General features: G+C 39.3%; 7 protein-coding genes, 1 tRNA gene, 3 rRNA genes and 1 other RNA gene. All 12 read right to left on the minus strand.

The genetic code is table 11. The features are described from left to right. Position 1 precedes the first annotated feature (1 nt). Complete coding sequence (locus V6C74_RS11525) at positions 2-1336, minus strand: aminotransferase class I/II-fold pyridoxal phosphate-dependent enzyme (protein ID WP_016898883.1); 1335 nt, start codon at positions 1334-1336, stop codon at positions 2-4. A 37-nt stretch (positions 1337-1373) separates the two neighbouring features. Further along, positions 1374-1901: a GNAT family N-acetyltransferase gene (locus V6C74_RS11530; RefSeq protein ID WP_002436836.1), complete on the minus strand. Its 528-nt coding sequence runs from the start codon at positions 1899-1901 to the stop codon at positions 1374-1376. A 272-nt stretch (positions 1902-2173) separates the two neighbouring features. Next, positions 2174-2288: ribosomal RNA gene (rrf, locus tag V6C74_RS11535) — 5S ribosomal RNA — on the minus strand. 69 nt (positions 2289-2357) lie between these two features. Then, positions 2358-5279: ribosomal RNA gene (locus tag V6C74_RS11540) — 23S ribosomal RNA — on the minus strand. Between the two features lie 243 nt (positions 5280-5522). Beyond that, positions 5523-7073: ribosomal RNA gene (locus V6C74_RS11545) — 16S ribosomal RNA — on the minus strand. Together the 16S, 23S and 5S rRNA genes form the textbook arrangement of a ribosomal RNA operon. Before the next feature lie 815 nt (positions 7074-7888). Further along, a complete protein-coding gene (recR, locus tag V6C74_RS11550; RefSeq protein WP_002434514.1) occupies positions 7889-8485 on the minus strand; it encodes a recombination mediator RecR in 597 nt (198 codons plus the stop codon). Between the two features lie 6 nt (positions 8486-8491). Then, positions 8492-8809 (minus strand): YbaB/EbfC family nucleoid-associated protein, encoded by a 318-nt coding sequence (locus tag V6C74_RS11555; RefSeq protein ID WP_002434018.1) that lies wholly within the window; start codon positions 8807-8809, stop codon positions 8492-8494. Positions 8810-8897: 88 nt separating this feature from the next. Next, positions 8898-10613, minus strand: coding sequence for a DNA polymerase III subunit gamma/tau (gene dnaX / locus V6C74_RS11560; protein WP_103175455.1), 1716 nt, complete (start codon positions 10611-10613; stop codon positions 8898-8900). A 68-nt stretch (positions 10614-10681) separates the two neighbouring features. After that, positions 10682-11212, minus strand: coding sequence for a GNAT family N-acetyltransferase (locus V6C74_RS11565; protein ID WP_002454497.1), 531 nt, complete (start codon positions 11210-11212; stop codon positions 10682-10684). A 367-nt stretch (positions 11213-11579) separates the two neighbouring features. Then, positions 11580-11849, minus strand: an RNA gene (gene ffs, locus V6C74_RS11570) — signal recognition particle sRNA large type. Positions 11850-12123: 274 nt separating this feature from the next. Beyond that, positions 12124-12216, minus strand: a tRNA-Ser gene (locus tag V6C74_RS11575). 61 nt (positions 12217-12277) lie between these two features. After that, positions 12278-13741, minus strand: a complete 1464-nt coding sequence (locus tag V6C74_RS11580; protein ID WP_002454496.1) for a glutamate synthase subunit beta — start codon at positions 13739-13741, stop codon at positions 12278-12280. Between the last annotated feature and the right edge of the window lie 8 nt (positions 13742-13749).

The raw sequence follows: 13749 nt of genomic DNA on the forward strand, positions 1-13749 counted from the left end.
TTTATTCATCCTTAACTAAAATATTTTGATCTTTCAAACCTTCAACTTTTATTCCGAGGTTTGAATAATGTTGTAATAATTTTATCATATGTGTCGTGATAACTTCTCCTCTAAACATTACTGGGATTCCCGGAGGATATGGCACAATATGCTGTGCTAAAACTTCACCTTCCGCTTGATGAATTGCTATCTCTTTTACTTTTGGAAAATGAACTGCCCAATACTCACTCGATGCTAACATCAAATTCAATTTTTTAGGAGCATGTTCAGCTCGTTCAGGAATCTCCATTTCATTTATTGTTTTAATTAATAATTGAAACGGAAATACGTCATTTTCATGCCAAAGTGGTAATACTAGCAAAATTTGATGCTCATCAACTAATTCAACAAAAATATTATGATCTTCGAACCAACGTTGTATATCATACCCTTCAAAACCATCATAACTAACGACTAATTTAACAGCATCGTCGGGTTCACCAATGTTGAATCCTTTCTTTTTTAATACTTTTATAAAATGTTTTCTCTTTTCAAAGAATAACTCACTTTTAAATTCATTATAGAATTCTTGAGCATATTCTAAACTAGACATAACTAAATATGAGGGACTTGAAGTTTGAAAATAAGATAAATACTCTATTACTTGTGAACGTAAAGGCGCATCTTTATGTATAAATAAAACTGAGCCCATGGTTAAAGCTGGTAACGTTTTATGATAAGACTGAACCACATAATCCGCACCATAATTCATAGACGAAGTTGGAAAACCTTCGAGATCGAAATGTGCGCCATGCGCTTCATCTACTAATACTGGAATGCCATTATCATGTAATTTATTAATGAAATTTCCAATATTAAATGTTTCTCCGTAATAATTTGGATATGTACAAATACCTAGCTTATAATCCTCAATCACATCTTCTAGTATCGGTTCTACATATTGACATGTTAGGTTGCTTTGATGCATAGCTGTAAAAGTAGCTTGTGCTTTTGCTAAGTCTAAACCATAGAAAACTGATTTATGAACATTTCTACTAATAAGATATCGTCCCTTTTCCTCTGAAAATGCCTGTATCACAGAGAGTATCCCTGAAGTAGTCCCATTAATAAGCAAAAATGCATCATAATCATCGTGTTTTTTAAAATGAGTCATACTTTCTAAAATGATATCTTCTGGTTGATGCATATCATCAAGTCCCGTAATTTCTGTCATATCCATATTAATTTTTAGTTGATTTAAATTTCCTATAGTCATGTTCTTATGTCCTGGAACATGCATTGAAATAACTTTATTATCAATTAACTCTTCAAGTTTATTTGTTATAGGTTTTTCCATCTTATCCACTCTTTTCTATTCTCCCAATGCAACACTTCTACCTAATATGAGATAAATCATCATCATGTTGATTAACCCAATTTCTCTTTAATAATCCCATCACATAACAATCTCTATACTCTCCACGTGTATAGAAATGTTCCTTTAATGTACCTTCAATCTCGAAATTATTACTTTTATAAATGTGAACAGCTTTTTCATTTTTAATGTCTACATATAAATATACTTTATTCATATTTAATACTAAAAATGCATAATCAATTGCCATTTTGAAAGCTTTTTTAGCATAACCACGATTCGCAAATTGAGGATCTATAATAATTAAAACTTCACAAGTACGATGTATAAAATTGATTTCTAATAACTCTACTACACCGATAGATACTTCATCTTCTTCAATGATAAATCGTCGCTCAGATTCATCTAAAATATGCTTTTTATAAAGATTTTCTAATTCACTAAGTGATTGATAAGGTTCTTCAAACCAATATGACATAATTGAATATTCATTATTTAAATGATGTACGAAAGGTAAATCCGTTTCCTCTAAAGCTCTTATAATCATATTAATGCTCCTCAAAAATTTACTCATTTACTACTAGTGTATTAAAAAAGCATAAATTTCTCTAATACTTCACTAATACTAGAAAAATTTATGCTCGTTCTTTCTTTGAAATAATTGATCTTTATTTTTTTAAACCTCTTTATTTTCGCAATTCATCAGCTTCAAACGCTTTCTCTTCGCAGAGAATAGTTCTCCTCTATAGCTATGATTCTTGGTAACTTCTCACCTTTTATCTTTCGCATAAAAAAAGAGACCTTACGGTCTCTCGTTTTGCCTGGCAACGTCCTACTCTAGCGGGACGTAAGCCCGACTACCATCGGCGCTAAGGAGCTTAACTTCTGTGTTCGGCATGGGAACAGGTGTGACCTCCTTGCCATTGTCACCAGACAAATGAATGTGTTATACATTCAAAACTAGATAGTAAGTAATGATTTTGCGTCGCAAAACATTTTAATATTGATTAAGTCTTCGATCGATTAGTATTCGTCAGCTCCACGTGTCACCACGCTTCCACCTCGAACCTATTAACCTCGTCATCTTCGAGGGATCTTATAACCGAAGTTGGGAAATCTCATCTTGAGGGGGGCTTCATGCTTAGATGCTTTCAGCACTTATCCCGTCCATACATAGCTACCCAGCTATGCCGTTGGCACGACAACTGGTACACCAGAGGTATGTCCATCCCGGTCCTCTCGTACTAAGGACAGCTCCTCTCAAATTTCCTACGCCCACGACGGATAGGGACCGAACTGTCTCACGACGTTCTGAACCCAGCTCGCGTACCGCTTTAATGGGCGAACAGCCCAACCCTTGGGACCGACTACAGCCCCAGGATGCGATGAGCCGACATCGAGGTGCCAAACCTCCCCGTCGATGTGAACTCTTGGGGGAGATAAGCCTGTTATCCCCGGGGTAGCTTTTATCCGTTGAGCGATGGCCCTTCCATGCGGAACCACCGGATCACTAAGTCCGTCTTTCGACCCTGCTCGACTTGTAGGTCTCGCAGTCAAGCTCCCTTATGCCTTTACACTCTGTGAATGATTTCCAACCATTCTGAGGGAACCTTTGAGCGCCTCCGTTACCTTTTAGGAGGCGACCGCCCCAGTCAAACTGCCCGCCTGACACTGTCTCCCACCACGATAAGTGGTGCGGGTTAGAAAGCCAACACAGCTAGGGTAGTATCCCACCAACGCCTCCACGTAAGCTAGCGCTCACGTTTCAATGGCTCCTACCTATCCTGTACAAGCTGTGCCGAATTTCAATATCAGGCTACAGTAAAGCTCCACGGGGTCTTTCCGTCCTGTCGCGGGTAACCTGCATCTTCACAGGTACTATGATTTCACCGAGTCTCTCGTTGAGACAGTGCCCAAATCGTTACGCCTTTCGTGCGGGTCGGAACTTACCCGACAAGGAATTTCGCTACCTTAGGACCGTTATAGTTACGGCCGCCGTTTACTGGGGCTTCGATTCGTGGCTTCGCAGAAGCTAACCACTCCTCTTAACCTTCCAGCACCGGGCAGGCGTCAGCCCCTATACATCACCTTACGGTTTAGCAGAGACCTGTGTTTTTGATAAACAGTCGCTTGGGCCTATTCACTGCGGCTCTTCTGGGCGTGAACCCTAAAGAGCACCCCTTCTCCCGAAGTTACGGGGTCATTTTGCCGAGTTCCTTAACGAGAGTTCGCTCGCTCACCTTAGAATTCTCATCTTGACTACCTGTGTCGGTTTGCGGTACGGGCACCTGTTATCTATCTAGAGGCTTTTCTCGGCAGTGTGAAATCAACGACTCGAGGAAACAATTTCCTCTCCCCATCACAGCTCAGCCTAACGAGTGCCGGATTTGCCTAACACTCAGCCTTACTGCTTGGACGTGCACTCCAACAGCACGCTTCGCCTATCCTACTGCGTCCCCCCATCGATTAAAACGATACTAGGTGGTACAGGAATATCAACCTGTTATCCATCGCCTACGCCTGTCGGCCTCAGCTTAGGACCCGACTAACCCAGAGCGGACGAGCCTTCCTCTGGAAACCTTAGTCAATCGGTGGACGGGATTCTCACCCGTCTTTCGCTACTCACACCGGCATTCTCACTTCTAAGCGCTCCACATGTCCTTGCGATCATGCTTCAACGCCCTTAGAACGCTCTCCTACCATTGTCCGAAGGACAATCCACAGCTTCGGTAATATGTTTAGCCCCGGTACATTTTCGGCGCAGTGTCACTCGACTAGTGAGCTATTACGCACTCTTTAAATGATGGCTGCTTCTAAGCCAACATCCTAGTTGTCTGGGCAACGCCACATCCTTTTCCACTTAACATATATTTTGGGACCTTAGCTGGTGGTCTGGGCTGTTTCCCTTTCGAACACGGACCTTATCACCCATGTTCTGACTCCCAAGTTAAATTGATTGGCATTCGGAGTTTGTCTGAATTCGGTAACCCGAGAGGGGCCCCTCGTCCAAACAGTGCTCTACCTCCAATAATCATCACTTGAGGCTAGCCCTAAAGCTATTTCGGAGAGAACCAGCTATCTCCAAGTTCGATTGGAATTTCTCCGCTACCCTCAGTTCATCCGCTCACTTTTCAACGTAAGTCGGTTCGGTCCTCCATTCAGTGTTACCTGAACTTCAACCTGACCAAGGGTAGATCACCTGGTTTCGGGTCTACGACCAAATACTCAACGCCCTATTCAGACTCGCTTTCGCTACGGCTCCACATTCGCTGCTTAACCTTGCATCAGATCGTAACTCGCCGGTTCATTCTACAAAAGGCACGCCATCACCCATAAACGGGCTCTGACTACTTGTAAGCACACGGTTTCAAGTTCTCTTTCACTCCCCTTCCGGGGTACTTTTCACCTTTCCCTCACGGTACTGGTTCACTATCGGTCACTAGAGAGTATTTAGCCTTAGGAGATGGTCCTCCTAGATTCCGACGGAATTTCACGTGCTCCGTCGTACTCAGGATCCACTCAAGAGAGAATATGTTTTCGACTACAGGATTATTACCTTCTTTGATTCATCTTTCCAGATGATTCGTCTAACATGTTCTTTTGTAACTCCGTATAGAGTGTCCTACAACCCCAACAAGCAAGCTTGTTGGTTTGGGCTCTTCCCGTTTCGCTCGCCGCTACTCAGGGAATCGATTTTTCTTTCTCTTCCTCCGGGTACTAAGATGTTTCAGTTCTCCGGGTCTGCCTTCTGACATGCTATGAATTCACATGTCGATAACATGACATAACTCATGTTGGGTTCCCCCATTCGGAAATCTCTGGATCAACGCTTACTTACAGCTACCCAAAGCGTATCGTCGTTAGTAACGTCCTTCTTCGGCTTCTAGTGCCAAGGCATCCACCATGCGCCCTTAATAACTTAATCTATGTTTCCACCAGGAAACGCGTTATTAATCTTGTGAGTGTTCTTTCGAACACTAGCGATTATTTTTATGAATTCAAGCTTATTTAAAACTCTATTCACTCGGTTTTGCTTGGTAAAATCTATTTACTTACTTATCTAGTTTTCAATGTACAAATTTGAATGTTAATAAACATTCAAAACTGAATACAATATGTCACGTTATCCCTTTCATCTTCGAAGAAGATGTTCCGAATATATCCTTAGAAAGGAGGTGATCCAGCCGCACCTTCCGATACGGCTACCTTGTTACGACTTCACCCCAATCATTTGTCCCACCTTCGACGGCTAGCTCCAAAAGGTTACTCCACCGGCTTCGGGTGTTACAAACTCTCGTGGTGTGACGGGCGGTGTGTACAAGACCCGGGAACGTATTCACCGTAGCATGCTGATCTACGATTACTAGCGATTCCAGCTTCATGTAGTCGAGTTGCAGACTACAATCCGAACTGAGAACAACTTTATGGGATTTGCTTGACCTCGCGGTTTCGCTACCCTTTGTATTGTCCATTGTAGCACGTGTGTAGCCCAAATCATAAGGGGCATGATGATTTGACGTCATCCCCGCCTTCCTCCGGTTTGTCACCGGCAGTCAACTTAGAGTGCCCAACTTAATGATGGCAACTAAGCTTAAGGGTTGCGCTCGTTGCGGGACTTAACCCAACATCTCACGACACGAGCTGACGACAACCATGCACCACCTGTCACTCTGTCCCCCGAAGGGGAAAACTCTATCTCTAGAGGGATCAGAGGATGTCAAGATTTGGTAAGGTTCTTCGCGTTGCTTCGAATTAAACCACATGCTCCACCGCTTGTGCGGGTCCCCGTCAATTCCTTTGAGTTTCAACCTTGCGGTCGTACTCCCCAGGCGGAGTGCTTAATGCGTTAGCTGCAGCACTAAGGGGCGGAAACCCCCTAACACTTAGCACTCATCGTTTACGGCGTGGACTACCAGGGTATCTAATCCTGTTTGATCCCCACGCTTTCGCACATCAGCGTCAGTTACAGACCAGAAAGTCGCCTTCGCCACTGGTGTTCCTCCATATCTCTGCGCATTTCACCGCTACACATGGAATTCCACTTTCCTCTTCTGCACTCAAGTTTTCCAGTTTCCAATGACCCTCCACGGTTGAGCCGTGGGCTTTCACATCAGACTTAAAAAACCGCCTACGCGCGCTTTACGCCCAATAATTCCGGATAACGCTTGCCACCTACGTATTACCGCGGCTGCTGGCACGTAGTTAGCCGTGGCTTTCTGATTAGGTACCGTCAAGACGTGCATAGTTACTTACACATTTGTTCTTCCCTAATAACAGAGTTTTACGATCCGAAGACCTTCTTCACTCACGCGGCGTTGCTCCGTCAGGCTTTCGCCCATTGCGGAAGATTCCCTACTGCTGCCTCCCGTAGGAGTCTGGACCGTGTCTCAGTTCCAGTGTGGCCGATCACCCTCTCAGGTCGGCTACGCATCGTTGCCTTGGTAAGCCGTTACCTTACCAACTAGCTAATGCGGCGCGGATCCATCTATAAGTGACAGCAAGACCGTCTTTCACTGTTGAACCATGCGGTTCAACATGTTATCCGGTATTAGCTCCGGTTTCCCGAAGTTATCCCAGTCTTATAGGTAGGTTATCCACGTGTTACTCACCCGTCCGCCGCTAACATCAGAGGAGCAAGCTCCTCGTCTGTTCGCTCGACTTGCATGTATTAGGCACGCCGCCAGCGTTCATCCTGAGCCAGGATCAAACTCTCCATAAAAAATTATGATGTTTGATTAGCTCATAAATACTAAATAGTTTGTAACGTTTCGTTACGTTTATTGGAATTAACGTTGACATATTGTCATTCAGTTTTCAATGTTCATTTTTCTTACCGACAAGAATTAATTATACGCTTTATTGATAATGAAGTCAATAACTTTTTATAATTAATTTTATTGTCTTTTTTTAGAATTAAGTTGATTTGTTTCGCTCAACAAATAAATACTATACAGGCTTTAGAGAGTTTTAACAACAGTAAAATTTACACTAGCTTAACAAAATCACTACACTATATCTCTAATAACCGAACTTTATGATTTTATATCGAAATAACTGTCGTTTTTAGAGACAAAAATGAACTTTGCGATAAATTATACAATCTTACTATAGCCATTTCACAAACTTTAAAGAAATTTTAATTTTTTTGAAGTTAGTTACTTCATTATTGTTTCATAGTCTCAACTACTTTAATAATGTCAGCCGTTTTAGTTATAAAACATAAATTCATTATCCTCTCTACGCTATTTTTTATGAAGAATTCCCTCTTACTCAGGAAAAACTCAAGGACATAAAATTTAAACTTATAATATATCTAAAATTCCCCCCCCCTTATTTACTAACCAATTACGTATACTATTTAAAAATCACATATAAGCAACTCTTGAAAAACTTAGCTAAGAATTTACAGCAAAAACATGAATCTATAGAATCCCTATTATTAAAATAAAAAGCACAAAGATGATTTCTAATTCACAACATCTTTGCGCTAATACTCCTTTGGGTATTTATAGCCCGTTCTTATTAATTTTAAATCTACATTTCAGTTCTACCAGCAATCGCTTTAGATAACGTAACTTCATCTGCGTATTCTAAATCTCCACCAACTGATAGTCCTTGTGCTAAACGTGTTACTTTAATACCAATTGGCTTCACTAATCTCGAAATATACATTGCTGTAGATTCTCCCTCTAAGTTGGGATTCATTGCTAAAATAAGTTCTTTAACTTCATCACTTTTTAGTCGCTCAACTAATGCTGGGATGTTAATATCTTCTGGACCTATACCATCCATTGGTGATATTGAACCATGTAGAACATGATATAAACCTTTATACTCGCGCATTTTTTCCATCGCTATAACGTCTTTATCATCTTCAACAACACAAATGACCGAACGATCACGTTGCTTATCTTGGCAAATGTAGCAAGGGTCATTTTCAGTGATATGACCACAAACACTACAATAAGTAAGTTCTCTTTTAACATCTACCAATGCTTTAGCAAATTGAACAACATCGTCTTCCTTCATATCTAAAGTATGAAAAGCCAGACGTTGAGCCGTCTTAGGTCCAATGCCTGGCAGTTTCATAAAACTGTCTATAAGTTTAGAAATTGGTTCTGGATATTGCATGTGTTATCACATTCCAGGGATGTTTAAGCCTTGAGTATGTTTACCTAAACGTTCTTGAGTTAACTCGTCAGCTTTATTCATCGCTTCATTAGTAGCAGCTAATACTAAATCTTGAAGCATTTCAACGTCATCTGGATCTACTGCTTCTTCTTTAATTTCTACATCTACAACTTCTTTATGGCCAGTAACTGTTACAGTAACCATACCGCCGCCAGCTGTTCCAGCAACGCGTTCTTCTTTTAATTTTTCTTGTTCTTGAGCCATTTTCTTTTGCATTTTTTGCATTTGTTTCATCATTTGTTGCATATTTCCGCCACCGCGCATAATATCATTTCCTCCTTGAAATTAAACAGTCTCTATTAAAAATTAGCTTTTATTATATTATACATACGAATATATTGCTTGTCATGTATCAGTCTTCGTCTATCATATGTACTGTTTCTTCACCAAATAAATCTTTAGCCTTTTGGGCCACATCAACTTGTGCTGGCTGTTGTGCCTCTCCTGACTCGCTGTTATTTTCACCATTAGCGTTACGATTTTGAATATATTCAGATCTAACTCTTAACCATTGATCCGAAGGTACACCAACAACTTTCACTGTTTTATTTACTATATTACAAACTACACTCTCTATATTGTTACGCTTTTCATCATCTTTATTTACAATTTCGCAATGAATCTCTTCTTCAAACTTAACTAACACATGATCTTCACTCGCTGCCGCTGGTTCTGAGTTTTGGAGTAAACTTACTAATGATTTTTTGTCATTACTTTTAGCATGATCAATCACTTCTTGCCAGTGGTCTTTTAATAATTTTATGTCTTCTTTATTAGCTTTATCTAATACTTTAGCTATTTGTTGCATTGAAAATGCATTTTTAGAGCGTTGAACTGTACGTGTAGGTTTCTTCGGTTGTTGTGTTTGACCACTATTTGAAACTCCTTGCGCTTTCAGTGTTTTTAATTCATTTTCAAGTTGCTCCATACGTTGAAGCAGTACATCATTATCAGGTTCAGTAGCTACAGCTGTTGTAGCCATATTCTGAACAGTCTGTGGTTGCGCTTTAATCATTTCCGCAAGTTTAACTAGTAACACTTCAAAATGAACGTTTTGGTTAACGCTAAAACGAATTGAAACAAGTGTATCATTAATGATATCAATCATACGATATAGTGTGTCTAATTCAAAACTAACTAAAGCATCATATTCAATTGATTCATTTGATTCATTTGATGTTTTTATCATTATCGTATCTCTAACGAAGTAAATCATGTCGTTAATAAGTCGATTCACTTCTTTTCCTTCTGAAATAAAGTGATGATATCTACCAAAAGCTTCTTTAACATTCCCCTCAACAACATCTTTGAACAAATCATTTAATGCCGCTTCATCAACGCTACCAGTCACGTTTAACGCATCTTGTAGTGTCAAACGCTCGTCCCCAAAAGCAATCGCTTGATCCATGATACTTAAAGCATCACGCATACCACCTTCTGAAGTTTTAGCAATAAATTCTAATGCTGCATTGTCATACTCTAGTGACTGTGATTCAGCTACGAACTTTAGGCGGTCTACAATTTGATCCATACTAATCGCTTTAAAATCAAAACGTTGTGCTCGAGAGATAATAGTAGGAGGAATTTTATGTGGTTCTGTAGTCGCTAGAATAAATATCGCGTGACTAGGAGGCTCTTCCAAAGTTTTAAGTAAGGCGTTGAACGCCCCCGTCGTTAACATATGTACCTCATCTATAATATATACTTTATATTTGGATTCACTTGGTGCGTATTTAACTTTATCTCTTATATTTCTAATCTCATCCACACCGTTATTACTCGCCGCGTCAATTTCAATCACATCAGAATTTGTACCTTGAGTAATACCTTTACAAATCGCACACTCATTACAAGGTTCTCCATCATCGCTATTAAGGCAATTAATCGCCTTGGCAAACACTTTTGCGATACTTGTCTTCCCAGTTCCTCTGGGTCCACTGAAAATGTAAGCATGTGATTGTTTACCTTTAGAGATGGCATTACGTAACGTTTTCGTGACGTGTGTTTGTCCAACAACATCATCGAAACTTTGCGGTCTATACATTCGATACAAAGCTTGGTAATCCACTGTAACACCTCCATTAACAATTACTCATCATTATATCATGTTCGTAACAATTCTTTTCAATGAAAAAATTAATCAAATACTTCAGGTAACATAACAGTCATACCATGAAGTGATGCTATGTCTGAAGTTAAAAATTTCACACTTAAGGTGTCATCGTTACCTAATTCTTCCATAACAATATCGTATTGTTTCGCATCAACGTATCCTATGTGATTGAAAAATTCAGTATAGCAATGAACAAAAATTGCTGGATACCCTTCAGCTTTGGCACGCTCTTCTACTGCTTGCATTAAAGCTTTTCCTAGTCCTTGTTCACGCACATCTGGTTGTACTGATAAAGCTCCAACTGCTAGTGCAGTAGTTTGATGATTATTAGAAACTAATAAAATTTCTCCTAATAAGACATGGCCAATGACATCGTTCGTATCATTTTTAGCAATAACTTCTAATTCAGAATTATAATTCTCGGATTTTCTGAGATTCTTAACTCTGGAACGTTCTTTCCAACTCATCTCTGGGTCTTGATCATAATTTTGTTCAATGCTATCAAGTGATCGTTCATAATCAACTTCAGTTAAAGTACTTAAAAATATTTGCATGTATCCTCCAATTTTTCTATCAACTTTTTAATGATATATCAATACACGTTATATATTATTTGCTTAGTTCGTTATAACCTTAACAAATTATTGAAAATTAATCTATTTAATGTAAGAAGTGTGGGATAGAAATTTAAATTTGTAAAAAATTAATTTCACTATCCCACTCCAACTTGGTTTGTATATAAAATTTTTTATAATTCATCACTAGTAGGGGCTTGCTGACATAGTTGTTTAGAAGTATGAGAAGCTTGGTTCAAACATATTTCCAAATCAGTTAACTACTGCCAAAATAAAAAAGGCTACGACAATCTGATATGTCCTAGCCTCTTATCTATGTGATATTTGCTTAAATCTCATAATAATACCGTGCACCTTTGTATCGAACGCATATCATAAACGTTACCGAAGTCGACAGCTAAATCTCGGCTACCCTACGGCACATATGAGGATCCACTTAATGCTGCTTCCGTCAGGACCTGACATGGTTCATGGGTTCATATTGCATAGGACCGAAATCTTCAAACACTACGTGCTTCGGGCAGACTTCACAAAAATGCGCCCTCAACAAAGGAATTAAGTCTCGCATAAAGCGGATTTCGAGTACAGGGAACCGCTACCTCCCCACCTAGCACGGTAAGATTTATAATACTATAATTTCATATCCCTTTGCAAGCGTAAAAATTTCATCAATAACTTATGTGTAAGTTTAGATTACTCTTTTAATGAACTCAAAATTTCGAAATGATAGGCACATTGCTAATATATAAAAATCGATAAATTTAAAAAAATTCTATTTGTATGTATGAGCAATTCAGTTAGAGGAGGGTAAAAGCGAAATAAAAAAGGCAAATACTCATTAAAATAAGTACTTGCCTTTTATATCTATTAGTCTTGGATTTTAATTCTAATGGCGGAGGAAGAGGGATTCGAACCCCCGCGGCCCGTTAAGGCCCTGTCGGTTTTCAAGACCGATCCCTTCAGCCGGACTTGGGTATTCCTCCAATGAACACAATAACAATCATATAATAGCGTTCATTAAAAGTCAATATAATTATTTTGTGTCTACACTAGAATTTTTTTATTTAAATATTGATCAACAGATCGTGCTACAGCACGACCTTCTTTGATTGCCCATACGACTAAACTTTGACCTCTACGAGCATCTCCAGCTGCAAAAAATTTAGGATGATTAGTTCGGAAGTCAATGTCATTAGCAACTATTTTATTACGTTCAGTTTTAATACCAAACGCATGAGGAATAGTTGTTTCTGTTCCTATAAAACCAATTGATAATAAGACTAAATCAGCTGGCCAAAAACGTTCTGGACCATCTGACATTACCATGCCTTCAGATGTCTCTTGCAGCACTTGAGTGTACAATCCTCTCACACGACCAAGACCATCTACATCATAGCGCATTGTTTGTACCCCATAAGCTCTTGGTTCTTTACCAAATTTTGCTTCATATTCTTTATGCGCATAATCCATTTTAAATACAGGCATGGCTAGAGGCCAAGATGTATTACTTTCAAAGGTAATTTCTTCAGGCTGCTTAGTATACTTGTTAAATTGTACGATTGATTTACAGTTTTCACGCAATGCAGTCGCTACACAGTCGGCGCCTGTATCACCTGCACCTATGATAATAACGTTTTTATCTTTAGCAGTAATAGAAACTTCATCAATTTCTCCATTGAGATATTGTGTTTGTTCAGTTAGGTAATCCATTGCAAAATGAATACCAAAGCCCATACGTCCTTCTAAAGGTAAATCTCTCGCATTTTGTGAACCCGTACATAAAACAATTGCATCAAATGCATCTTCAAGCTCTTCTTTACTGATATCAACACCAATCTCAACACTTGTTTTAAACTCTATACCTGCCTCTTTCATTAACGCTATACGACGACGTACTACATCTTTATCTAATTTCATATTTGGGATACCGTACATTAATAAGCCACCTGGTTCATGTGCTTTTTCAAACACGGTCACTTGGTACCCTTTAACGTTGAGTTCTTCAGCAGCTGTAAGCCCTGCAGGTCCACTTCCTACTATTGCAACTTTTTGCTCTTTAAGTTCTTCAGGATACTTTGGTTTAACCCAACCATTATCATAAGCTTCATCTATAATAGTACGCTCAATACCTTTAATTGCAACGGATTCTCTATTGATTTTCATGACACAAGAATTCTCACATGGCGCGGGGCATACACGTCCAGTAAATTCCGGAAAATTATTTGTCTCACTCAATCTTTCATAAGCCGTTTTAAAGTCTTGATGATATACTAAATCGTTCCACTCTGGTATATAATTTCCAATAGGACAGCCGATAGTCTCTCTTCCATATAACTGTCCTGTTTGACAAAATGGTGTGCCACAATCCATACAGCGTGCACCTTGAACGGAGGCATCTTCCTTAGTAAAGCGTTGTTGAAACGCATCATGACCAGAAAGACGATCTACCAAAGACAATTCTGATAAAGACTGTTTATTATATTTCATAAATCCTTTAAATTCGCCCATGATTATCC

The organism is Staphylococcus capitis subsp. capitis (assembly GCF_040739495.1).
GTDB classification, from domain to species: domain Bacteria; phylum Bacillota; class Bacilli; order Staphylococcales; family Staphylococcaceae; genus Staphylococcus; species Staphylococcus capitis.